We start from the raw sequence: 25,564 nt of genomic DNA, 5'->3' as shown, positions 1-25,564 counted from the left end.
ACGGGGCGACAGCTCTCCAGGGGGGCTTATCTGGCTTGATCTCGCGCGGGTTGTGAATTGTCCATCCCGTGGTCTGCGGGGGGCGCCCGGGTGGTCCTGATACCCGGACGAGTGCGATCGATACGAACGCATGGAGGCCACGTGACCATCTCAGACAAGGATCTCGTCACCCCGTCCGCGCACTCCTCGTCGACCCGGATGCCGGCCGATGACCATCCCACGGAGACGACCGGAGCCGCCACGTCGGCGAGACCGGATCCGCCCTGGTGATTGTGCCTCCGGAGGTGATCGGCGGCGAGCGGCTCACCCAGTTGCTCGCCGAGGAGGAGGTCACCCACCTGACCCTCACGCCCGCGATGCTGGCGACCATCGAGCCGGAATCGCTGACCCGGATGCAGACCGTCGTCGTCGGCGGCGACCGATGCGCACCGCACGTGGTCGAACGGTGGACCCGGTCGGCGACGATGATCAACGAGTACGGGCCGACCGAGTCGACGATCACGGCGGCGAGTGCGGTGGTCGAGCCCGATGCAGACGTCACGGTGGGCGGCCCCATCCGCGGTACGTCGGTGATGGTCCTCGACCACGCACTGCAACCGGTGCCGATGGGAACCGCAGGCGAGCTGTACCTCGCCGGCCCGGGGCTGGCTCGCGGCTACGCGCGCCTGCCCGGTCAGACCGCGGCACGTTTCGTGGCCCACCCGCACGGCGCGCCGGGCGAACGGATGTACCGGACCGGCGATCTCGCCCGCTGGGTCGGGGCGGGGACCGCGCCGTCGCTGGAGCTGTTGGGCCGCACCGACTTCCAGCTGAAGATCCGTGGGTACCGGATCGAGCCCGGTGAGATCGACGCCGCTCTCACCGGGCACGCCCAGGTGGACCAGTCCGTCACCGTGCCCGCGCTCAACCTCGCCGGCGCGACCGTCCTGGCGTCGTACGTGGTGCCGGCGACGGGACAGCGGGTCGAACCGGCGGAGCTGGAGCGATTCGCACGCGAGTGCCTGCCGCCGCATCTGGTCCCGTCCGTCATCACGATCCTCGACGCCCTGCCGCTGAATGCGTTCGGCAAGGTCGACCGACGAGCCCTGCCCGCGCCCGTGTTCGCATCCGCGCGATCGGGGCGGCCGCCGTCGACTCCCCGGGAATACCGACTGGCGCAACTCTTCTCCGAGGTACTCGGGGTGGCCGAGGTGGGTGCCGACGACAGTTTCTTCGTCCTCGGCGGCGACAGCATCCTGTCCATCCAGCTCGTGGCGCGGGCGAAGGCGAGCGGGCTCGCGTTCACGACCCAGGATGTGTTCGAGCACAAGACCGTCGCCGCGCTGGCCGCGATGGCTTCCGACGTCTCCGACGACGCCGGACTGCGCGAGTTGCCCGGCGGCGCCGTCGGCTCCATCCCGCTGTCACCGATCATGCACGCGATGCTCGAACGCGGTCCCGTCGACCGGTTCGGACAGGCCGCGCTGGTCGAACTCCCGGATGCCGCCGGGCGCGACGAACTGGTGCGCACACTGAGCGCGGTGCTCGACCGGCACGACATCCTCCGGGCCACGCTGGTCGACGATCTCGCCGACCAACCCCACGTGGTGGTCCGCCCACCCGGTGCGGTCGACGCCGACGACGCGCTCGAGCACGTGTGGCTCGACCGACGGGACGCCGACGAGATCGACCGTCACCTACAGGCCGCGGCCGATCGCCTCGACCCACGCGCCGGCGTCCTGGTGCGGTTCGTGTGGATGCAGCACCCCGACCGCACCGCGCCCGACCTGATGTGGCTGGTCATCCACCATCTGGCCGTCGACGGGGTCTCCTGGCGCATCCTCCTCGCCGACCTCGTCACCGCCTGGCACCAGATCCGCGGGGGCGCGGTGCCGGACTTCGGCCCGCCGACGACGTCGGTCCGGCGCTGGGTCCACGGCCTCGTCGAGCAGGCGCCCGTGCGCGCCGCGGCCGAACTCGACCGATGGACGGAGATCTTCGAGCCGGGCGACCGGTTGCTCGGACGCCGCGCGCTCGACCCGGATCGAGACATCGTCGCCACCGCCGGACGCATCCGGATGCGGATTCCGGCGGATGTGACCGAGGCGGCGCTCACCACCATCCCCGCGCGGTTCCACGGCGGTGCCAACGATTCGTTGCTGGCCGCGCTGGCCCTGGCGCTCGCGCACTGGCGACGTCGGCGCGGGCAGGCCGACGGCAGCGAGTTGATCGCCCTCGAAGGCCACGGTCGCGAGGAGGCCGCGGTACCCGGCGCGGACCTCACCTCGACGGTGGGGTGGTTCACCTCTCGCTTCCCGGTCCGGCTCGAATTGCACGGCGTCGACGTCGAGGACGCCCTCACCGGTGGTCCGTCGGCCGGACTGGCGATCAAGCAGATCAAGGAACAGCTGCGGGCGGCCCCCGACCACGGGATCGGCTACGGCATGATCCGATATCTCGACCCGGCCGGCCGCGACGAACTGGGCGACCGGCCCGAACCCCAGATCAGCCTCAACTACCTGGGCCGGATGGGGACCGGCGAGCACACCGGTCCGTGGATGCCGGCGCGCGATTTCGACGCGTTGGTCGGGACCGGGCACCCGTGGATGGCGTTGCCCGCCGTCATCGACATCAATGCGATCGCCGAACCGGGTTCGGCCGGTGTCGAACTCGACGTCGGCTGGGAGTACGCCGCGCTGGTGCTCGACCGGGTCGACGTCGAGGAGCTGGCCGGCCTGTGGGTGCAGGCCCTGAAGGGTCTCGCCCAGCACGTCCGGTCCGGGACGGCCGGCGGCCACACGCCGTCGGACTTCCCGCTGGTCTCGACCACCCAGGCCGACATCGATCACTGGACCGCCGCCCATCCGTCGATGGTCGACGTGTGGCCGCTGACCGCGCTGCAGTCCGGACTGCTGTTCCACGCGACCTACGACGCCGCCGCCGTCGACGGGTACACGGTGCAGGCCGAACTGCGACTCGGCGGGCGGCTCGAACCGGACCGGATGCGTCGGGCGGCGCAGGCGCTGATCGCCCGGCACGACAGTCTCCGCGTTGCATTCGTCGAGACCGGCGCCGGGCCGCGGCAGATCCTGCTCGACGACGTGACCGTCGACTGGTCGGACTCCGACCTCACCGGGATCGCCGACGCCGACGACCGGGACCGTGCACTGCGTCGTCTCATCGCCGGGTCGGCGGCCCCCTTCGACCTGGCTCGGCCGCCGCTGGTCCGTTTCCACCTCATCCGGTTGACGCGCGACACCGAGAACCCGGGTGGCGACGAGTTCCTGCTGTCGATCACCAACCACCACATCGTCCTCGACGGGTGGTCGATGCCCGTCGTCATCTCCGAACTGCTGCAGTTGTACCTGGCCGACGATGACGCCGACGGCGCTGCCGGACTTCCCGCACCCCGGACGTTCCGGGACTACCTGCAGTGGCTGCACACCCGCGACCACGACGCCACGGCACGCGCGTGGCAGGAGACCCTGGCCGGCATCGAGAGTCCCACGCGACTCACCGGCGCCGCGGAGCGCGACGCGACGGCCGAGGTCGACGAGACCGCGCTCGATCTCGACATCGCGACGACGGAGGCGATCGCGGGTCTCGGGCGCGCCCACGGGGTGACCGCGAACACCTCGATCCAGGTGGCGTGGGCGATGCTGCTCTCGATCATGACGGGCCGATCCGACGTGGTCTTCGGCAACACGGTGTCCGACCGTCCCGCCTCCATCCCGGGCATCGAGCAGATGATCGGGCTGTTCATCAACACCCTCCCGGTGCGCATCCGGCTCGACCCGGACGAGCGGGTGATCGACCTGCTCACGAGGGCGCAGTCAGAGCAGGCGGCGATGCTCGGCCACCGCGACATCGGCCTCGCCGAACTCCAGCGGGTGACCGGGGTGGCCGACATGTTCGACACCGCCACGGTGCTGGAGTCGTACCCGGTCGACCCGGACGAGATCAACCGCATGCTCGGCGACGCGGGACTGCGGTGGAACGGCCTGGCCGCCCACGACGCGACCCCGTACCCGGTCAGCCTCCAGGTCACCCCGCCCCGGCCCGGACGGGCCGACCAACCGGCCGCCGATCGGCCCGGCACCTACGAACTGGTGGTGAAGTACGCCGTCGACCGCCTCGACCGGGAGTCCGCCGAGGTACTGCTGGAGCGGTTCGTGCTGCTGCTGCGCCAGATCGCCGCCGAACCGGGCCGCAAGGTCGCCACGCTGGCATCCTGTTGGGACACCGAACGATCCGCCCTCTGTCCGATCGAGGGTCCGCCCGCCGTGTCGCCCCGCCTACTCCGGGACATCCTCGCCGACACCGCGCGACGACACCCCGAGGCACCGGCGGTGCGCGCCGACGGCGTCACGATGACATATCGCGAACTCGTGCGCCGCAGCAACCGGCTCGCCGACGAGCTCGCCGCCCGCGGCGCCGGACCGGAGACCTCGGTGGCCCTGGCGATCCCGCGGTCGGCCGCGCTCATCGTGGCGATCTGGGCGGTCGCCCGGACCGGAGCGGCCTTCGTCGCCGTCGACCCGGGCAATCCGGCCTACCGCATCGCCGAACTGCTCGCCGACGCGCGGTCCACGATCGGGGTGACAGTCGACGCCGTCGTCCCGAATCTCCCGGACAGCGTCGAGTGGCTGACCCTCACCGGACCCGGCTCGCTCCCGCTCGGTACCGACGACTCGCCACCGCTCGGTACCGACGACTCGCTCCCGCTCGGTACCGGGGACCCGCTCCCGCTCCGGCCGGACAACGCGGCCTACCTGATCTTCACGTCCGGCTCCACCGGCCGGCCGAAGGCCGTCCACGTCACCCATCGCGGCCTCGCCGACCTGGTGGTCGAGTACGCGGAATCCTTTGCGGTCGAACCGGATTCGACGGTCCTGCAGGTCGCGTCCCCCGGCTTCGACGCCTGCGTGTCGGAGGTGTTGGTCGCGCACAGCGCCGGCGCCTGCCTGGCCGTCGCGCCGCCGGAGATCTACGGCGGGTCCGACCTCGAGGACCTGCTGCGGACCGAGCGGGTGTCCCACGCCATCATCACGCCGACGGTGCTCAACACGATGGACCCGTCGCGTCTGCCGGAGCTGCGGATCGTCGCGGTGGTCGGCGAGGCGACGGGCGCGGACATCGTCACCCGGTGGTCGCCGGGTCGTCGACTGATGAACCACTACGGACCCACCGAGACCACGATCTGGGCGACCGGCGCCGACGATCTCCGGCCCGGGGAGCCGGTGACGATCGGGGAACCGATCCGGGGAGTCTCGGCGTTCGTGCTCGACACCTGGTTGCGGCCGGTGCCGGTCGGAGTGGTCGGCGAACTCTACCTCGGTGGTCCCGGCCTGGCGCGTGGCTACTTCGACCGCGCAGGCGTCACCGCGACGAGGTTCGTGGCCCATCCCATACGCTCCGCCGGCGAACGCCTCTACCGCACCGGCGATGCCGTGCGCTGGATTCGCACGGACGGCGCCCTGCGGCTGGACTATCTGGGGCGCAACGACCAGCAGGTGAAGGTCCACGGCCTGCGCATCGAGACCGGGGACATCGACGCCCATCTCGCGCGGATCGCCGGCGTCGCGCAGGCGGCGACCGTGCTCCAGCGCGGACCGGCGGGTCGCCCGGTCATCGTGTCCTACGTCGTGGGGACGCCGGACGAGCCGATGGACGTGCATGCGTTGCACGACGACCTCGCGAACACCCTGCCGCATTACATGGTTCCCGCAGCGATCGTCGAGCTGGAGTCGATGCCGGTCACCCGGTCGGGGAAGGTCGACACGAAGGCGCTGCGGCAGTGCGAGTTCCGTGCCGAGAGCGGGGGCGGCCGCCCGCCGGAGACACCGGCCGAGCGCATCATCGCCGCGCTGTTCGCCGAGGTGCTGGAACTCGACGACGTCACCGCCGACGACAACTTCTTCACCCTCGGGGGTGACAGCATCGTCTCGATGCAACTGGTCGCGGCGGCGAAGGCCGCCGGACTGTCCCTCACTCCGCGGGCGATCTTCGAGGCGAAGACCGTCGCCGCGCTCGCCGCCATCGCCACCACCGCATCCGCGACCGGCGACCCTGCCACCGGTTCGGCCGTCGAACAGGCTGTCACCGAGCAGAATTCGCCACTCGTCGATCTTCCCGATGCCGATCTCGACCGGCTGCGCAACGACTACCCCAGGCTGTCGGACGTCTGGCCGTTGTCGCCGACGCAGTCGGGTATCCACTTCCACTCGACCCTCGATCCCGATGCGGTGGACACCTACACCGTGCAGTCGACGATCGCCCTCTCCGGTCCGGTCGACGCCGGTCTGCTGCGCCGCGCCGCGCAGGCGCTCGTGGACCGCCACGACGTCTTGCGGACGGCCTTCGTCGAGACGTCGCGTGGCCCGCGGCAGGTCGTCGTCGACGGCGTCGAGGTGCGCTTCCGGACAGTCGATCTCACCGTTGCCGCGGACCGCGGGGCCGCCCGGCGGGTCGCCGCCGACGACGCCGCCGCCGGTTTCGATCTGACCGAACCCTCGCTGATCCGATTCACCCTCGTGCGGCTCGACAGCGACCACTTCGCCCTGCACGTCACCAACCATCACGTGATCCTCGACGGCTGGTCGATGCCCCTGCTGCTCGGCGAACTGCTCCACTATTACGGCGACCCGGGGCAGATCGGCGCATGCCGGCCGGCAGCCTCGTACCGGGACTACCTCGCGTGGCTCGGCGAACAGGATCAGGACGCCTCGACGGCCGCATGGGCGCAGGCCTACGCCGACGTCGACGGACCCACCCGCGTGACCCGACTCGGCGCCGCGACCACCGTGTTCGACGCCGGTGAGGTCATCGTCGAGCTGCCCGGGCAGGAGTATGCGCGTCTGCGGTCGGCCGCCGCGGAGTCCGCCGTGACGGTCGGGACCGCCCTGTCCGCGGCGTGGGCCCTCGTCCTGCGAACCCTCACCGGCGACACCGATGTGGTCCTGGGCTCCGCGGTCGCCGGACGGCCACCGGAGCTGCCGGGCGCCGACCGGGCGCTGGGGATGTTCCTCAGCACGGTACCGATCCGGGTTCGTCTCGAACCGTCGATGTCGTTGCGCGATCTGTTGATCCATGTGCAGGACGCGAACGCGCTGGTCCTCGACCACCACTACGTCGGACTCCCGGCCATCCACCGCGCGGTGGGCCGGTCGGACCTGTTCGACACCGCACTGGCCTTCCAGTCGTTCCCGCTGCGCGAGGACGCACTGCAACAACTGGTCACCGCGGCGGGCTTGCACGTCGACAGCGTCACCGGGCTCGACGCCACGCCCTACCCGTTGAGCGTCGTCGTGGCGCCGAAGATCGACGGCGGTGAGGGGGAACCGGGACTCGGCATCACCGTGCGGTTCCATCGGGACGAGTTCGACGAGAGTCGCGCACGGGAGATCGTCGACCACTTCGTGGAATGTCTCGCCCGCATCGCCGACGAGCCGGGTTCGCGCCTCGGCGCACTTCGTCACATCGGGCTCGAGGCAGATGCCGGTCGGATCGACGACATGCCGGAACCGGCCACCCTGCTCGACATCCTCACCGCCGCAGCCGGTCAGGCGCCCGATGCGATCGCGGTGACCTGCGGCGAGCGGTCGCTGTCGTACCGGCAGCTGGACGCCGAGTCCGATCGCCTGGCGCGGCAGATCTCGCGGCGGGCGCGGTCCGGCGTCGTGGCGTGCGCACTGCCGCGGTCCGTCGAGGCGGCGATCGCGATCTGGGCGGCGGCCAAGGCGGGAGTGCCGTTCCTGCCGCTGGATCCGAACCTGCCCGCCGAACGCATCGAGTTCGTGCTGGCCGACGCCGGCGCCGGGTTGGGGATCACCGTCGGGACGCGCCGGGCCGCACTGCCCGACAGCATCGATTGGCTCGTCGTCGACGAACCGCGGACGGACGGCCCCCAGTCGAACGAAGCCGGCGGCCCGATCCGGCTCGGGGACACCGCCTACGTGATCTACACATCCGGTTCCACCGGCACGCCCAAGGGCGTCGTCGTCTCCCACCGCGGACTCGCGCCGGTGGTCGCGGCGCAGCGCGCGGTACTCGGCGTCGACCAGTCGTCGACTGTGTTGCAGGTGGCCTCACCGAGCTTCGACGCCTTCGTGTTCGAACTCCTGATGGCTCACGGCTCCGGGGGACGTCTCGTGGTGGCGCCACCCGATGTCTACGGCGGCCCCGAGCTCGCGAATCTGATTCGGCGCGAGCAGGTCTCGCATGCCGTCCTGACGCCGTCGGCACTGGCCACCGTGCCGGCCGACGGTCTCGACACGCTGCGCGTACTGGCGACCGCAGGTGAACCGGTCGGGCCCGAGTTGGTCTCACGGTGGGCCGACGGCCGGAACATGATCAACCTGTACGGGCCGACCGAATCGACCATCTGGGCCACCGCCGGCACGCCGCTGCGGGCGGGTGATCCGATCACGATCGGGACGGCGGTGGGACCGGTGGGCACGATGGTGCTCGACACGTGGATGCGTCCGGTTCCGCAGGGCGTCGTCGGCGAGTTGTACCTCGTCGGCCCCGGCCTGGCCGACGGTTATGTCGGCCGGCCCGCGACGACGGCGGCGCGGTTCGTGGCCTGCCCCGCCGATGCGCCCGGAACCCGGATGTACCGGACGGGCGACCTCGTCCGGGTCTCCCGGTCCGGTGCACTGGAGTATATGGGACGCAACGATTTCCAGGTGAAGGTGCGCGGCACCCGGGTAGAGGTGGGCGAGATCGACGCGCGCCTCGGATCGCGCGCCGACGTCGCCTACGCCGTGACCGTCCCGCGTGGCGGGAACGGAACGCCGCACTGTCTGGTCTCCTACGTGACCGCCACCGCGGGGGCGTCGCTCTCCGGTGACGAACTACGTGCGTCGCTGGAGCGATCGCTGCCCGCGTACATGGTCCCGGCCGCGGTGGTCGTGCTGGACGAGATACCCCTCACGCCGACCGGCAAGCTGGATCGGAGTCGCCTGCCCGAACCGGTGATCGCCCCGCGTGGGTTCCGTGCACCGTCCGGCCCGGCCGAGTCCGCCGTGGCGTATGTCTTCCAGGACGTCCTCGGCGTGCCGCGCGTGGGCGCCGACGATGACTTCTTCGCCCTGGGTGGCGACTCGCTGACCGCCTCGGTGGTGACGGCGCGGCTGGGTGCGGAGCTGGGGGTACGGGTTCCGCTGCGGTCGGTGTTCGACGCGCCCGGCGTCGCGGCACTGGCGGAGCTGGTCGGGTCGCTGGGCGACGACCGGCGCACCGCGCTGACGGCAACCGTTCGCCCGGAGCGCATCCCGTTGTCGCTGGCGCAGCAGCGGATGTGGTTCCTCAATCGGATGGAGCCGGAGTCACCGGCCTACAACATCCCGGTGGTCCTCGAACTCACGGGGCACCTGGACCTCGCGGCACTCGGGCGGGCCCTCGACGACGTGGTCGGGCGGCACGAGGTGCTGCGGACGATCTACCCCGACACCGACGGCGAGCCCTGGCAACTCGTCCTCGACCACGCCCCGGTGCTCCTGGAGTCGATGCGGGCATCGGCCACCGAGGTCGGCGACGTCGTCGCCGGGTTCGTGCGCCTCGGCTTCGACGTGACCGCGTCGGTGCCGATGCGTGTGGCCGTGGTCGCGATCGACCCGGACGGCGTGGACGATCCCCATGGCCCGGACAACCGCGACGCACACGACGACCGGGAGGGGACCGACGGGCGTTTCCTGCTCGTCCTCGTGGTCCATCACATCGCCGGTGACGGCCAGTCCATGGCGCCGCTCGCCCGCGATGTGATGACGTCGTACGCCGCCCGCATCGCCGGCGCGGAACCGACCTGGGAACCGCTCGCGGTCCAGTACGCCGATTACGCGCTGTGGCAGCGAACCATGTTGGGGAGCGCGGACGATCAGACCTCGCTGATGCACGCCCAGCTTGATTTCTGGCGGTCGACCATGTCGGGTGCCCCGGACGTCCTCGATCTGCCCACCGACCGCCCGCGACCGCCGGTGGCGACCCTGGCGGGCGGGCAGGTGCCGGTGGCGATCGACGCCCGCCTGCACGGGCAACTCCTGGCCCTCGCGCGCGCACACGGAGCGTCGTTGTTCATGGTCGTGCACGCCGCGCTCGCCGCGGTGCTCGGCCGGTTGAGCGGCGCCGACGACGTCGTGATCGGCACCCCGGTCGCCGGGCGCGGCGAACCGGGCCTGGAACCGCTCGTGGGCATGTTCGTCAACACCCTCGCGCTCCGGACCGACCTCGACGCCGCGGAGTCGTTCGCCGGATTGCTCGACCGCGTGCGCGAGGTCGACCTGGACGCCTTCGGGCACTCCGACGTCCCGTTCGAGCGGATCGTCTCCGAACTCAACCCGGAACGGTCCACCGCGCATCATCCGCTGTTCCAGGTCGCGCTGGCTTTTCAGAATCTGTCCGACGTCCATCTCGACCTGCCGGACCTGCGCGTCTCCCGCGCGCAGGCCGACACCGGCATCTGCCAGTTCGACCTCCAGGTGGTCTTCGCCGAGTCCTACACCGAAGAGGGCACGCCGCAGGGTCTTTCGGGAACCATGATGTTCGCCCGCGACCTGTTCGATCCGGAGACGGTGGCCGGCATCGCCAGTCGGTTGCACCGTGTGCTCGATGCGATCGTCGACGACGCGACAACCCCCGTCGGTGACATCGACTGGCTCGGCGGAGCCGAGCGCGCCGAACTGGTGTCGGTGGTGGGACCGGGTGCGGTCGCGGAGCCCGTGCTGCTGCCGGAGATCTTCGCGGCGGCCGTCGTGGCCGACCCGGACGGTGCGGCGGTGATCAGCGGCGACGTCGAGCTGTCCTACGGCGAGCTCGATCGCCGAGCGAATCGGCTGGCGCGGTATCTCATCGACAACGGGGCGGCACCGGAGCGGCCGGTGGCGGTGGCCGTGGAGCGGTCGGCGCAATCGCTGGTCGCGTGGTGGGCCGTCGTGAAATCGGGTGCCCCCTATGTCCCGGTGGACCCGCACTACCCGGCCGCGCGCATCGACCAGATGGTGTCCGATTCGGCTGCGCCACTCGGGATCACGACTATTGGCTCGCGGCCGGCACTGTCCGGGGCGCTTGAGTGGATCGTGCTCGACGACCCCGCCACCGTCGCCGAGGTCGCCGAACTGTCGCCGTCGCCGATCCGACAGACCGATCGGGTGTGCCCGGTCCGGCCCGCGAACACCGCCTGGGTGGTCTTCACCTCTGGCTCCACCGGCGTGCCGAAGGGCGTCGCCGTCACGCATGCCGGCGTCGCCGATTACCTCGCCACGCTGCACGTCGACCGTGAGCCCGGAACCAGCCCGCGGGTACTGCATTTCGCCTCTCCCTCGTTCGACGCGTCGCTGCTGGAGATCCTGCTCGCCGTGAGCGCCGCGGCCACCCTCGTCGTGGCGCCCACCGGGATGCGGGGTGGTCGCGAGCTGGCCGACTTCCTCCGCGATCACCGCATCTCCCATGCGTTCGTCACCCCGGCCGCGCTGGCCTCGGTGGACCCGGACGGGCTCGACGACCTGCGGGTCGTCATGTCGGGCGGTGACGAGGTACCGACCGACCTGGTGAGCCGGTGGGTGGGTGCCGATCCGGCTACTGGCCGGGAATTCCGGGTGCTGTACGGCCCCACCGAGACCACCATCGTCGCCACCGCCACTACTCCGCTGCGGGTGGGAGAACGGTCGACGATCGGCACGGCGCTCGCCGGGATGCAGACGCTCGTGCTCGACACCCGTCTGCAGCCCGTGCCGGACGGGGTCGCGGGGGAGCTGTATCTGTCCGGACCCGCGCTCGCGCGCGGCTACCTGAACAGGTCCGGGGTGTCCGCGGCCCGGTTCGTCGCCCACCCCTTCGGCGATGCCGGAGAACGCGCGTACCGCACGGGGGACATCGTGCGCCGCAACCACTCGGGCGACCTGGAGTTCATCGGACGCAACGACTTCCAGGTGAAGGTCCACGGCTTCCGGGTCGAGCTCGGGGAGATCGACGCCGCGCTGGCAGAACTCGCTCGGGTGGCCTACGCCGTCACCGTCCCGCGGCACGACTCCGGCATCGGTGTGCGCCTGGTGTCCTACGTGGTGCCCGCGCCGGGCGTCGCCCTCGTCGGTGAGAAACTTCGTGCCGAACTCGGCGAGGTGTTGCCGACGTACATGGTCCCGGCGGCGGTCGTGGTCCTTGACGAGATCCCCCTGACACCCAGTGGGAAGCTCGACCGGCGTGCCCTTCCCGCGCCGGTCGTCACCACCCGGAGTTTCCGAGCCCCGGCCACGCCGGTCGAGGAGATCGTCGCGGGGGTGTTCGCCGACATCCTGTCCGTCGATGCCGCGGTCGGTGCCGACGACGACTTCTTCGACCTCGGCGGCAACAGTCTCGCCGCAACGCGGGTGGTGGCGAGAATCGGTGCGGCGCTTGACACCACGATCCCGGTGTCGGTGATCTTCGAGGCGTCCACGGTGACGCGGCTGGCCGCCCGCGCCGAGTCGCACACGGACACCGGGCGTGTCGACCTGGTGGCACACGAACGCCCGGAGCGGATCCCGCTGTCCTATGCGCAGCAACGCATGTGGTTCCTCAACCGGATCGAACCCGAGTCGCCGGCGTACAGCATCCCGGTCGTGGTGCGGTTGTCCGGAAGTCTCGATGTCGACGCCCTCCACCGTGCGATCGGTGATGTCGTCGCGCGCCACGAGATCCTGCGCACCGTCTACCCCTTCGTCGAAGGCGAACCGGCTCAGGTGATCCTGCCCGCGGACTCCGTCCCGATGGAGGTCGTCCAGGTCGCGGAATCCGATGTCGATCAGGCGATCACGGAACTGATCGCGGCACCGTTCGACCTCACCGCCGGGGCGTCGACCCGGATCGTGCTCTTCGAGCTCAGCGGCGACGAGTGGGTGCTCGCCGTGATCCTGCATCACATCGGCGGTGACGGCTCCTCGTTGGGGCCCCTCGCGCGGGACATCATGACGGCCTACGTCGCGCGTCTGCAGGGCGAGGCGCCCGGATGGGTGCCGTTGCCGGTGCAGTACGCCGACTACGCGATCTGGCAGCGGGCGGTCCTGGGCTCCGAATCGGACCCGAACTCGTTGCTGCGAGCGCAGATCGACTACTGGGCCGAGCAACTGGCCGACACACCGCCGCTGCTCGAACTGCCCACCGATCGGCCGCGCCCGGCCACCCAGTCCTACGCCGGGGAGTCCGTCGGCCTGACCGTCGACGCCGATCTGCACGCCGGGTTGCAACGGGTCGCCCGCGCCCACAACACGACCCTGTTCATGGTCTTCCATGCCGCGCTGGCCGCCCTGCTCGCGCGGCTCGCCGCGACCGACGACGTCGCCGTCGGGACCCCGTACGCCGGACGCGGGGAACGTGCCCTCGACGATCTGGTCGGGATGTTCGTCAACACGCTGGTCCTGCGCACCCGGGTGCGGAGCGGGATGTCGTTCGCCGAGTTGATCGATGACGTGCGCGCCACCGACCTCGCGGCGTTCGGTCACGCCGACGTCCCGTTCGAACGGCTCGTCTCCGAACTCAACCCGGTCCGCTCCGACGCCCACAACCCGCTGTTCCAGGTGATGCTGGCGTTCCAGAACATCTCGAGCACCGACATCGAACTGCCTGATCTGTCGGTGCGGGCCGTCGAACCGGACACCGGACTCGCCCTGTTCGATCTGCAGGTGACGGTCGCCGACTCCTACGACGCGCACGGGGCGCCGGCCGGCATCACCGGTGGTGTCACGTTCGCGTCCGACCTCTTCGACGCGTCGACCGTGGAGCGGTTCGTCGAACGGTTGGTGGCGATGCTCGAGGCGATGACGATCGACGCCGACCGCCCTGTCCACGACGTGGACCTGCTCGACGACGCCGAACGGTCTGCCGCCCTCCAGGGTCCGAACGCGACGTCGCACGAGGTGGACTCCGCCGAGACCCTCGCCTCGATGTTCGCCGCGGCCGCGGTCGCGTACGCCGAGGACACCGCGGTGATCTCCGGGGCGGTCTCGCAGACCTACGCCGAGTTCTCCGGTCGGGTGAACCGGCTGGCCCGCTGGATGGTCGCACAGGGGGTGGGGCCGGACTCGCTGGTCGCGCTCCGTATACGACGCTCGCTCGACCAGCTCACGGCGATGTACGCGGTGCACGCCGCCGGCGGTGGTTACGTGCCGATCGACCCGGACCATCCGGCCGAGCGGATCGACTACATGGTCGAGTGCGCCGAGCCGGTGCTGGTGCTGTCCGCGCTCGACTCCGTCGATCTCTCCGGGTTCGACGACTCGCCGCTGACCGACGATGACCGGATCACGCCGCTGAACCCGGACGCCCTCGCGTACGTGCTGTTCACCTCCGGCTCCACGGGTCGACCCAAAGGCGTTGCCGTGTCGCATCGTTCGGTGGTCAACCAGCTTCGCTGGATCAGCGCCGAGTACGGGCTGAGCCGATCGGACGTGGTGCTGCAGAAGACTCCCGCGACCTTCGACGTGTCGGTGTGGGAACTGTTCGCGACACTGGCCGTCGGTGCCCGACTGGTGATCGCGCGACCGGACGGCCACACCGATCCGCGCTACCTGACCGAGGTCATGTCCACACATCGGGTCACCATCACCTCGTTCGTGCCGTCGATGCTGGCGGTGTTCGCCGACGCCTTGCCCACCGGCGCGGCGCTGTCGTTGCGGGCCCTGCTCGTCGCGGGTGAGGCCTTCGGGCCCGACGTGGTGGACGCCGCCCGCCGTGCGTTGCCGGACGTGGAGTTGTACAACCTGTACGGGCCGACGGAGTTCACGGTGCACGCGACCTCCTCCACGGTGGGGACGGCCGCCGACGGCGCGGTGCCGATGGGGGTGCCGGTGTGGAACGCCCGTGCGTACGTGCTGGACTCGCGGCTGCGTCCGGTGCCCGCGGGGGTGACCGGCGACCTCTACCTGTCCGGGACTCAGGTGGCGCGGGGCTATCACGGACGACCGGGTCTGACCGCCGATCGCTTCGTGGCCGATCCCTTCGCGGCCGGCGCCCGGATGTACCGCACCGGTGATCTGGTGCGGCGTCGCCGAAGCGGTGCGCTCGAGTATCTGGGACGCAGCGACTTCCAGGTCAAGCTCCGCGGGCTGCGCATCGAACTCGGTGAGATCGAGGCGGTCTTCGCCGCGCACCCGGACATCGCCCGCGCGGCGGCCGCGGTCACCTCGACCGACGCGGTCGACTATCTCACCGTCTACCTGGTGCCGGCGGGGGCCGGCGTGGGGGACGGCGGGGGCAGGTCGGTGAACACCGCCGAGGTCACCGCGTTCGCGTCGGCGGCGCTCCCGGGATACATGATGCCGACGGCGGTGATGGTGATCGACTCGCTGCCGATCACCGCGTCAGGCAAACTCGACCGGGCGAGGCTGCCGCAGCCGACACGTGACGCCTCGGCGTTCCGCGCACCGTCGTCGTGGCTGGAGACCGAGATCGCGCGGACCTTCGAGCACGTGCTCGGTGTCCCGCGCGTCGGCGCCGACGACGACTTCTACGCGCTCGGCGGCAATTCGCTGCGGTCGGTACAGGTCGTCAACGACCTCGAGACCGAGTTGCACGTCGAGATCCCGGTCCGGTGGATGCTGTCCGATTCGAGCCCGGCCGACCTGGCAAGGCGGATCGAGGACGGGATGCGCAACGGGTTCGACGCCGCGCGCGGACCGGGAGACGAGGCGCCGGGCGGGGTGGGCTTCGACGTCCTGCTCCCGATCCGGCCGGAAGGCGAACTGCCGCCGCTGTTCTGCATCCACCCGGCCTCCGGCCTGGCCTGGAGCTACCAGACCCTGAGCCGGCAGGTGCCGCCCGGCCGTCCGGTGTACGGCCTGCAGGCGCCACAGATCGGGGGCGAGACACCCGGCCCCACCACGATCGACGAGATCGCACGCAGGTACGCCGACGAGATCCGGACGGTCCAGCCCGAGGGCCCGTATCACCTGCTCGGATGGTCGCTGGGCGGGGTGATCGCGCACGCGATCGCCGCCGAGATGCGGGCCGCCGGTTCCGAGGTCGCGCTGCTCGCCATGCTCGACACCGAGGCCGACGGTGTCGACTCGTCGGCGATCACCACCGTCACCCCCGGCGAGCTGATCAGCAACCTCGGTCCGGTCCTCGGCATCGACTACGTCAGTGCGGACGCGACCGCCGAACAAGCCGCCGAGCAGATCGCCGAGCGCCTCGGCGCCGGGTTCGGCATCGACGCCGCGACGATCGAGCGGCTGACCGACGCCTACAACCTGCTGATCCGGGCCACCGGCGACTGGGACCCGCCGGTCGTCGACACCGACGTGCTCTACTTCACCGCCGTGCGCGATCGACGGCCGGATGCGTTGGGCGCCAACGGATGGGGGCGGTACGTCCGGGGGAGCATCACGAATGTCGACATCGACACCCACCACCTCGGGATGACCGAGGACGAGGCGATCAGACAGATCGCGGCCGTCCTCGACGATCATCTGACGCGCGAAAGTGCCTCGCGGAAAGCCGCTTCGGGGTTAGCGTTTTCTCACGATGATCGGTTCACCAACAAGAGATGAGGTCGTCCATGGACAAGAACGGCAAATCCGGCGCACACCGTTGCCCACGTCCGCGCGGTCGCCGCCCGGCGGGTGCCCTGCTCGGCTGCGCGTTGGCCGCGTCGCTCACGGTGACGGCCCCGGCCGTGGCCCAGGCGGCCTCACCCGGGGTGGCCCTGCCCGTCCCGGTGGTTCCCTCCTCATCGACGCCGGGAGCACAAACGCTGCCCGGCAACGCTTTCCGCATCGCGCAGATCGACGCCGCGCTGGTCTCGGATGCGGCGCCGGTGGTGGTCGGGTCATGGCCGGACGTGACGTCGGTCGTCCCGACACCGGGGTCGCGGCACCTACGGCCACTCGGTTCGGTGGCGGTGCCGGTCGCCGATGCAGGGGACCGGGTTCGGGTCGGAAACCTGGACCTGACCCGTCCGCGAGCGGTGTCTCCGCAACTGGCCGCGCAGATCTCGGCGGGAGCCGGTGAGATCGTCCAAGGAATCTCGGATGTGTTGCAGAGCAACGGGGTACCGGTCGCGCGGGCCGACCGGGTGGCCGAGCAGATGGTCGGTGATGCCGCGGTCGGTGGCGTCATCGGAGCCGGGGTGGCAGCACCCCTCGCCCTCGCGGTCGGCGGTGTGGTGGGTGCCCCCTTGGGTCTGATACTCACGTTGCCGTTGTGGCCCACGGGACTCGTCGTCGGACCCGTGGTCGGGACGGCTGTGGTCGCCACCCTCGTCGCGCTGCCCGCGGTCGCCGCCGGTGTCGCGATCGGCGCCGCGCACGGCTATGACAAGGGCTGGAAGGTGCCGGTCGACAAGCCGCGACACCTGCGCGCGGACGCCACCGAGGTGTCGGCCGAGCGGGTCGTCGTCCCGCATCAGCCGCGGCATGCCGCCCCGGAGCCGGTCGTACCGCAGGTCACCGGGCCGGTCGGCCGGCAGCTCGCCCCGACCCCCGCGGTGAAGCAGGTCGAACCCATGCGGAGTGTCGGGAGTGGTCCGGCGGACTGCTCCATCGTGCGCAAGATGGAGGTGGCGCTGCAGGGTGGCGTGATCGGAACCTGCTAGCCGTCACGCTCGCGGGAATCCCGTAGCGACGTGGGCCATGTGCGCTCTGTTGCTACAGGATTCGCGAGATCGCGTCGACGACGGTGGCGGCGAGACCGGCAGCCGTGTGCTCGCCGAGCTCGCCGCGCTGTTCGTCGGCGCGCATCATGATGACCGACTCCACCAGCCGGAAGGGGAGCAGCGTCCGCTTGTCGGTGGCGTCGCCGAGTGCCGCGGCCGCCAGGGCGGCATACGAGTCGGCCAATTCCTGGCGCGCCGAACGGAATTCGACGAACCGCTGGTCAGCGACCTCGGGCAGCAGGTACAGGGCACCGAGGTTCCAGCGCGACTGCGCCAGCTGATCGACGTCGAAGCGTGCGAGCTCCAGCAGCCGCGCCAGCGCGGGTCCATCCCCGTCGAGGAGTACCCGCGCGCGGTCGAGTGAGGCGACGACTGTCGTCTCCAGCAGGGTCGCGAGAATGTCGTCTTTGGTGCCGAAGTAGTGGTACATCGACGCCTGTCTGATGCCGACCGCCTCGGCGATCATGCGTGTCGACGTCCCGGTGTACCCGTGGCGGGTGAACAATTCGGCAGCGGCGTCGAGGATCTCCTCGCGCGCGGTCTGCCCGCGGCGTCGGGCCTGTACCAGGCGCGGGCGGCCGCGGCCGGTCGGCGTCGGGGCCGTACTCGAGCCGGACGGCATGTCGTCTCCTCAATTGCGTCAACAGATCTCGCAACCCGGGCATCTTGTGACCCGGATTTCTCGACCCTAGCCGACAGGCCGCGTGCTTCGGCCGTTCGCGGACCCGCCGACCGGGGAAATCCCAGGCGCGTTACGCGGACGTAACGGGAGTTTTCACGACCGGAACAATTCTGTCAATCGATAGAAATCAGCGAGGGCTTACCTATCAGGTGACAGGAAACAGTGCCTGCCTCAACCGTGCTCAACGTGGAGCTTCTTCTCGGAAAGGAAGACCGCGCATGACCTCCACCCCCGAAGTGGCTCCCGCGGCATCGCCCTCCTCGGCCGCTGGATCATCGTCCGGCCCGGGCGCCGGAGATGCCGACGCTCACGACCTCTCGGCACTCGGCTACGACCAGCAACTCCATCGTTCGCTCGGCAAGTTCGCGTCCTTCGCCGCCGGGTTCTCGTTCGTCTCGATCCTGACCACCATCTTTCAGTTGTTCGGCCTGGGTTTCGGTTTCGGCGGCCCGGCCTTCTTCTGGACCTGGCCGATCGTCTACGCCGGCCAGTTCCTGGTGGCGCTGTGCTTCGCCGAAATCGCGGCGCTATACCCGATCTCGGGCGCGATCTACCAGTGGTCCCGCCGGATGGGCGGCGAGGTCGTCGGCTGGTTCGGCGGCTGGTTCATGATGATCGCGCAGGTCGTCACCGCCGCCGCGGCCGCGATCGCGCTGCAGGTCGTCCTGCCGTCGATCTGGATCGGCTTTCAGATCATCGGCGACGACCCGACCCTCACCACCACGAGCGGTGCGGCCAACGCGGTGCTGCTCGGCTCGGTTCTGCTCGTGGTCGTGACCGCCATCAACTGTGTCGGCGTCCGGTGGATGAGCCGGGTCAACAGCATCGGCGTCGTCTGCGAACTCGTCGGTGTCGTCGCGGTGATCCTGGCACTGTTCACCCACGCCCAGCGCGGTCCCGATGTCGTCTTCGACACCGGCGTTCCCGGTCAGCAGCCCGGGTACATCTGGGCGTTCATCGTCTCCGGTCTGATGGCCGCGTACGTCATGGTCGGTTTCGGGTCGGCGGGTGAGTTGGCCGAGGAGACGAGGGACCCGCGCCGCGTCGCACCGCGCACTATCCGGATGGCGCTGACCGTCTCGGCCATCGGCGGCGGATTGATGCTGCTCGGCACCCTGATGGCGGCACCCACCCTCGATGAGCAACTCGCGACCGGCGGTCTGCCGTACGTCCTCGATTCCGTGCTCGGCAGCTTCTGGGGCAAGGTCCTCCTCGCCGACGTGGCGGTGGCCATCTTCATCTGCACCCTCGCCATCCAGACCGCCTGCTCGCGTCTGATGTTCTCCATGGCTCGCGACGGCCGGCTCCCGTTCTCGGCGCAACTGGCACATGTCAACAGCCGCACCGGGACCCCGATCCTGCCGTCGATCCTGATCGGTGTGCTCTGCATCGGCATCCTGCTCGTCAACGTCGGCAACTCGGCGATCTTCGCGACCCTCGCCAGCGTGTGCATCATCCTGATCTACCTCGCCTACCTGGCCGTCACCGGCCCGATGCTCTACCGGCGGTTCCAGGGCTGGCCGCATCGCGGCGGCCGGGACACGCCGGCCGTCGACGCCGGTGGCCGAAAGCTGTTCAGCCTAGGCCGATTCGGGATCGTGGTGAACGCCCTCGCGGTGCTCTACGGCGTCCTGATGGTGATCAATCTGGCGTGGCCGCGGGCCGAGGTCTTCGACCCGTCCGGTGAGATGCCGATCCTCCGCTGGGCCGGCCCCATCTGCATCGTGGCGACCGTCCTGGTCGGCATCGCCTGCTACCCCCGCGGAAAAGAACACCCGCGACCGGTGACGACCTCCCCGTCCGCCTGAGTCCGCTGCGACCCTCTACAACAAGGAGTTCCGAATGAGCACGATCACCGCGGCGGGTACCGGCACCACCACCGGCGCCCGCGAACACGCCCGCGCGCAGGCCGGCGCCATCACCGACAGCATGCCGGTGGTGCCGGCATCGGCCTGGCCCAACCCGCCCGCCGACGTCCCGGCCACCTCGCTGACCTGGGCGGAGGCGGTGCCCGGTGGCCGCTACACCAGCAAGGTCCTGGCACGGGGGACCCGGTTGCGGCTCACCGATGTGGCCGGCGCGGCCTGCGCACATCTGCTGCTCTGGCGCGCCGACGCGCCGTGGGAGCGTCTCAACGTCGCCGACACCGTGAAGGTCCCGTGGCAGGCGTACCTGGGTGCGGGTCATCCGCTCCTCAGCGATCAGGGCCGCGTGCTGGCAACCGTGGTCGCCGACGATTCCGGTCACCACGACGCCCTGTGCGGTACCTCGACCCTCGCGGGCAACACCGCGAGATATGGAGCCGGGGAGGTGCATTCGGGTAGTCCGGCCGGACGTGAGCTGTTCACGCTCGCGGCCGCGAAGCACGGTCTGACACCTACGGATGTGGCGCCGTCGCTGTCGTTCTTCCACGGCGTCACCGTCGACGCCGACGGGACACTGCGCTCGACGGGCAGCGCGGGCCCCGGGCGTTCGGTCGATCTGATCCTGCATCTGCCGTGCACGGTCGCGATCGCCAACACCGCGCATCCGCTCGACCCGTCGCCGCATTTCGACACCACCTCGCTGGAAGTGCTGGCGTGGCAGGCGAAGAGCGATCTCGACACGCTGCTGGCCGAGGTCGCCGGCACCGACCCCGAGTACCAGCGCGCGGTCGCCAACTCCGAAGACGTCTGGGCCGCGGCTCATCACTGAGCCGACCCGCAGAGAGGACCACCCATCGTGACCGAGACAAACACCGCACTCATCACCGATTTCGCCTCGGCGCCGGCCGCCGAACTCGCTCTCGTCCCCGGCACCGTCGTCGACGACGCGCATGTGGGCGACCGGGCTCCGTGGTCGGGCGTCGTCGCCGCCGGCGACGTGCTGACCATCGTCGACCTGCACGGCAACCAGGCCGTCGACACTTTGTTCTACGCCGCCGCCGACACTGCCCAGCGGTATTCGGCCCAGGCGACGATCGCCGCGCAGGGCAACATCTTCCTCACCACCGGCAGCGTGATCCGTGACCACGACTCCACTCCGCTGATGACGATCGTGGCCGACGAGGTCGGCAACCACGACACCCTCGGCGGCGCCTGCTCGCAGGAGTCCAACACGCTGCGCTACGGCCACCACACCAAGCACCAGCACGCATGCGTCGAGAACTTCCTCATCGAGGGCAGCCGGCACGGCCTCGGCAAGGCCGACCTCGTCGGCAACGTCAACTTCTTCATGAACGTCCCCGTCGATCCCGACGGCTCGCTGGGGATCGTCGACGGGTTGTCCGCCCCCGGCAAGCGACTGGCGCTGCGCGCCGAGGTCGACACCCTGGTGCTCATCTCGAATTGCCCGCAGATCAACAACCCCTGCAACGGATTCGATCCGACGGCGGTGCGCGTCATCGTCACCCGGCCGTCCTGACATCCGTTCACCTCCACGCCCCCGGGCGTCACCTGACTCCGACGAGGATCCCATCATCATGTCTGCCACCACCACGGGCGCGGTGACCGTGTTGCGGTCCGGTCCGCTCACCACCATCCAGGACTGGCCCGGCCGGGTCGGGTACTGGAAGGTCGGCGTACCCCCCTCCGGTCCCATGGACGACCTGTCCTTCCGGCTCGCCAACATCGCTGTCGGCAATCCGGGGACGGCAGCCGGTCTCGAGATCACGCTGATGGGGCCGGCCCTGCGGTTCGACCGGTCCGCGGTCGTGGCCGTCACCGGGGCGCCGGTCCCGGTGACGATCAACGGAACGGTTGCACCGCAATGGGTTCCGCTGACACTCGAACCAGGTGACGTGCTCGACATCGGATCGATCGGCACCCTCGGCATGCGGGCGTATCTGGCGGTGGGGGGCGGGTTCGACGCCGCCGATCACCTCGGGAGCCGCTCCACCTTCACCATGGGCAAGTTCGGCGGGCTCGACGGGCGGGCACTGGTGGCCGGCGACGATCTCACGTTGCTGGGTGCGCCGGTCGGCGCGCCCCGGCGCATCCTGTCCGACGAGCAGCCGGCGTTCACCAACAGCTGGCAACTGGCGGTGACCGTCGGGCCCCACGGCGCCCCGGAGTTCTTCACCGAGGACGACATCGCCGATCTGTTCGCGACCGACTACGAGGTGCACTTCAACTCCGACCGGACCGGTATCCGGCTGATCGGCCCCAAACCCCGGTGGGCGCGCGACGACGGTGGCGAGGCCGGTCTGCACCCGTCGAACATCCACGACACCGCGTACTCGGTCGGCGCCCTCGACTTCACCGGGGACACGCCGATCCTGCTCGGCCCGGACGGCCCGAGTCTCGGTGGATTCGTGTGCCCGGTGACGGTCACGACCGCGCAGCGCTGGAAACTCGGCCAGCTGAAGCCGGGTGACACGATCCGGTTCGTCGCGGTGCGCGGTGACCGTGCGGCCTCGCCCGCCGAGGTCGGGCTGGGCCGGCGGGCGTGCTTCGTCGACGTCCTGTCGTCGGGCGGCGACGCCGACAACGGAATCCTGGGCACCACGACGACCGCCGACGGGTCGACCACCGTCACCTATCGCCGGTCCGGCGACGACAACGTGCTCGTCGAGTACGGCGAGATGCACCTCGACCTGGCCCTGCGGGCCCGGGTGCATGCGCTGGCCGAGCGGATTGCCGCCGAGAAGCCGCGCGGGCTGGTCGATCTCACGCCGGGAATCCGCTCCCTGCAGGTGAAGGCGGACCCGGACGTGTGGTCGCAGGCGCAGATGCTGGAGTGGCTGACCGAATGCGAGAGCCAACTGCCGGCCGCCGAAGACCTCGTGGTGCCGAGCCGCACGGTGCACCTGCCGCTCTCATGGGACGACCCGGCCACTCGCGAGGCAATCGAACGGTACATGCTCGGCGTGCGGTCCGACGCCCCGTGGTGTCCGTGGAACATCGAGTTCATCCGCCGGATGAACGGCCTGGACTCCGTCGACGACGTGTACCGAACCGTCTTCGACGCCAGTTACCTCGTCCTCGGCCTCGGCGACGTCTATCTTGGTGCGCCGGTGGCCGTTCCGCTGGATCCACGCCACCGCCTGGTCACGACCAAGTACAACCCCGCCCGCACCTGGACCCCGGAGAACGCGGTGGGTATCGGCGGCGCTTACCTGTGCATCTACGGCATGGAGGGCCCGGGCGGTTATCAGTTCGTCGGACGGACAACCCAGGTGTGGAATCACCGGCATCCGTTGCCGGCCCCGGGTTTCGATCCCGAACACCCGTGGCTCCTGCGGTTCTTCGATCGAATCCACTGGTATCCGGTCAGCGCCGAAGAGCTCCTGGACATGCGGGCCGACGTCGCCGCCGGGCGCGGCGACAGCACGAAGATCGTCGACGGTGAGTTCTCGCTGGCCGCGCACCAGCGCTTCCTCGACGAGCACGCCGGCGACATCGCGGCTCGCCGGGAGACGATGGAGATCGCCCGCGCCGAGGAGCGCGAGAGATGGTCGTTACAAGGTGAATTCGCTGCGCGAGCGGCCGGTGTGAGCGTGGCCGACGGCGGAGCGTCGAAGAGTGCGGACGACGAGGAGCGGGTGGCGTGAGCAGGATCGACGAGGTGTACGCGCGGATCGCCGAGGCGGATCGTCCGGAGGTGTTCATCACGCTCCGGCCTGAGGCCGAGGTGCGTGCCGAATACGAGCGGTCCGTCGCGACCGGCGGCCCGCTGGCGGGCATTCTCCTCGCGGTCAAGGACAACGTCGACGTCGGCGGTCTGCCGACCACCGCCGGGTGTCCCGGTTTCGCTTTCACCCCCGAGGCCGATGCGCCCGCGGTCGCCGCCCTGCGTGCGGCCGGCGCGGTGGTGCTGGGCAAGACCAACCTCGACCAGTTCGCGACCGGACTGGTGGGAACGCGAAGCCCCTATGGTGCGGTGCGGGATTCCCGACGCCCCGACCGCATCTCGGGTGGATCGAGCTCGGGGTCGGCGGTGGCGGTCGCCCTCGGATTCGCCGACATCGCCATCGGGACCGACACCGCCGGGTCGGGTCGGGTGCCGGCGGGCCTGCAGGGCATCGTCGGTGTCAAGCCGACCCTCGGTGTCGTCTCCACCGACGGAGTCGTACCCGCCTGTCGGAGCTACGATGTCCTCACGATCTTCGCCGCCGACCTCGCGCTGGCGGACCGATCGGTTGCGGTGATGGCGAAAGCCGCTGGGACACGCCCCTTCCCGAAGTCCGTGCCCTACGCCGCGCCCGAACGCCCGGTCGTCGCCGTGCCCACCGAGCTGCCCGGTCTGGACGACAGGTGGCGCGCCGCGTTCGACGACGCGGTGCATCGTGCCGAGGCGGCGGGGCTCATGATCAAGACCGTCGACCTGTCGCCGTTCCTCGAGGCCGCCCGGCTCCTCTACGACGACGCGCTCGTCGCCGAGCGATACGAGGCGGTGGGGGAGTACCTCGATTCCGTTGCCGATCCCGGCGCCGCCGGCCTCGATCCGACGGTGTCGGCCATCATCGGTGCGGCGGACCGTTTCTCGGCGGTCGACCTGTTGCGCGCCCGTCGTCGGCTTGCGGACCTTCGTGCGGCGGCGATGGACCAGTGGGGCGATGCGACGGTCCTGATGGTCCCGACCGCGCCGGCGCACCCGACGCTCGCCGAGGTGGCCGCCGATCCGGTGGGCGTGAACTCGCGGATGGGCACGTACACCAACTTCTGCAACCTCTTCGACCTCTGCGGACTCGCGGTGCCGGCCGGGACGGTCGTCGAAGACGACGGCAGCACAGCACAGTTCGGCGTCACGTTCCTGGGCGTCGCGCATGCCGACGCCGTGCTCGTCGACGTGGCACGTCGCTTCGTCGGTGACGACTCGGTGGCGTCCTCCTGGGCGGAGCCCGACGATGCGATCGAACTCGCGGTCTTCGGGGCGCACATGCGGGGTGGGCCTCTGACGCACGAGCTGAGCGAACGGGGTGCCCGGTGGGCCGGCGAGGTCACCACGACCCCGTCGTACCGTCTGGTCGCACTTGACACGACCCCGCCCAAACCGGGACTGATCCGCGATCCCGAGGCCGGCCGTGCGATTCGCGGCGAGGTGTGGACGCTCGCCCCGTCGGCGCTGGGGGAGTTCCTGGCCGCCCTGCCCGAGCCGATGATGCTGGGCAAGGTCGAGATCGCCGCGGGAGAGAGCGGTCCCGCCCGCTGGGTCGTGGGATTCGGGTGCGCCGCCGACGCCGGTGCCACCGGTCAGGGTCTCGATCGCGACCGCTGGTAGGAGTGGGACGTCTGACCAGAACCGCCGATTCGTGCCATTTCCTCCGATCGACCATCTGTTCACCGAGCGTGGTGATTCAC

The 25,564-nt window shown here is 70.3% G+C and carries 8 protein-coding genes and 1 pseudogene; 8 read left to right on the top strand and 1 reads right to left on the bottom strand.

Going from position 1 to position 25,564, the window contains the following annotated elements; all coding sequences use genetic code 11:
- Positions 1 to 141 precede the first annotated feature (141 nt).
- The 3 genes and pseudogenes from JW364_RS24430 (at position 142) to JW364_RS15165 (ending at position 17,542) form a co-directional block, all read left to right on the top strand.
- Positions 142 to 270 carry a hypothetical protein gene (locus JW364_RS24430; protein ID WP_275892314.1) on the top strand — a complete coding sequence of 43 codons (129 nt, stop codon included), beginning with the start codon at positions 142 to 144 and terminating at the stop codon, positions 268 to 270.
- A pseudogene (locus JW364_RS15170) lies at positions 255 to 16,499 on the top strand (amino acid adenylation domain-containing protein); the annotation flags it as partial. The gene JW364_RS24430 and the pseudogene JW364_RS15170, both read left to right, overlap by 16 nt.
- An 8-nt stretch (positions 16,500 to 16,507) precedes the next feature.
- The gene (locus JW364_RS15165) at positions 16,508 to 17,542 is read left to right on the top strand and encodes a hypothetical protein (protein WP_137810305.1); all 1,035 of its coding nucleotides are present in this window, start codon (positions 16,508 to 16,510) and stop codon (positions 17,540 to 17,542) included.
- A 52-nt stretch (positions 17,543 to 17,594) separates the two neighbouring features.
- Here JW364_RS15165 and JW364_RS15160 read toward each other — a convergent pair whose 3' ends face one another.
- On the bottom strand, positions 17,595 to 18,224 hold the full coding sequence (locus JW364_RS15160) for a TetR/AcrR family transcriptional regulator (protein WP_137810304.1): 630 nt from the start codon (positions 18,222 to 18,224) through the stop codon (positions 17,595 to 17,597).
- 278 nt (positions 18,225 to 18,502) lie between these two features.
- On the opposite strand from JW364_RS15160, the gene JW364_RS15155 reads away from it, so the two are divergent.
- Genes JW364_RS15155 through atzF form a run of 5 tightly spaced genes read left to right on the top strand, consistent with a single transcriptional unit; the run spans position 18,503 to position 25,484 of the window.
- Positions 18,503 to 20,092, top strand: coding sequence for an amino acid permease (locus JW364_RS15155; RefSeq protein WP_205334107.1), 1,590 nt, complete (start codon positions 18,503 to 18,505; stop codon positions 20,090 to 20,092).
- Positions 20,093 to 20,126: 34 nt separating this feature from the next.
- On the top strand, positions 20,127 to 20,978 hold the full coding sequence (locus JW364_RS15150; RefSeq protein WP_068971123.1) for an urea amidolyase associated protein UAAP1: 852 nt from the start codon (positions 20,127 to 20,129) through the stop codon (positions 20,976 to 20,978).
- Between the two features lie 27 nt (positions 20,979 to 21,005).
- On the top strand, positions 21,006 to 21,686 hold the full coding sequence (locus JW364_RS15145) for an urea amidolyase associated protein UAAP2 (protein WP_068971122.1): 681 nt from the start codon (positions 21,006 to 21,008) through the stop codon (positions 21,684 to 21,686).
- 58 nt (positions 21,687 to 21,744) lie between these two features.
- The gene (locus JW364_RS15140) at positions 21,745 to 23,814 is read left to right on the top strand and encodes a 5-oxoprolinase/urea amidolyase family protein (protein ID WP_137810301.1); all 2,070 of its coding nucleotides are present in this window, start codon (positions 21,745 to 21,747) and stop codon (positions 23,812 to 23,814) included.
- On the top strand, positions 23,811 to 25,484 hold the full coding sequence (gene atzF, locus JW364_RS15135; protein ID WP_205334106.1) for an allophanate hydrolase: 1,674 nt from the start codon (positions 23,811 to 23,813) through the stop codon (positions 25,482 to 25,484). Before JW364_RS15140 ends, atzF begins: the two co-directional genes overlap by 4 nt.
- The last annotated feature ends 80 nt before the right edge of the window (positions 25,485 to 25,564 follow it).

This window comes from Gordonia sp. BP-119 (assembly GCF_016924115.1).
GTDB lineage: Bacteria > Actinomycetota > Actinomycetes > Mycobacteriales > Mycobacteriaceae > Gordonia > Gordonia hongkongensis.
The sequence above is the reverse complement of the archived record's forward strand: the minus strand, read 5'-3'. Positions and strand labels throughout refer to the sequence as shown.

Excerpts from the sequence above, each read along its gene's own strand:
- JW364_RS15165 (WP_137810305.1), top strand. The coding sequence starts at position 16,508 with ATGGACAAGAACGGCAAATCCGGCGCACACCGTTGCCCACGTCCGCGC.
- JW364_RS15160 (WP_137810304.1), bottom strand. The coding sequence starts at position 18,224 with ATGCCGTCCGGCTCGAGTACGGCCCCGACGCCGACCGGCCGCGGCCGC.
- JW364_RS15150 (WP_068971123.1), top strand. The coding sequence starts at position 20,127 with ATGAGCACGATCACCGCGGCGGGTACCGGCACCACCACCGGCGCCCGC.
- JW364_RS15155 (WP_205334107.1), top strand. The coding sequence starts at position 18,503 with ATGACCTCCACCCCCGAAGTGGCTCCCGCGGCATCGCCCTCCTCGGCC.
- JW364_RS15140 (WP_137810301.1), top strand. The coding sequence starts at position 21,745 with ATGTCTGCCACCACCACGGGCGCGGTGACCGTGTTGCGGTCCGGTCCG.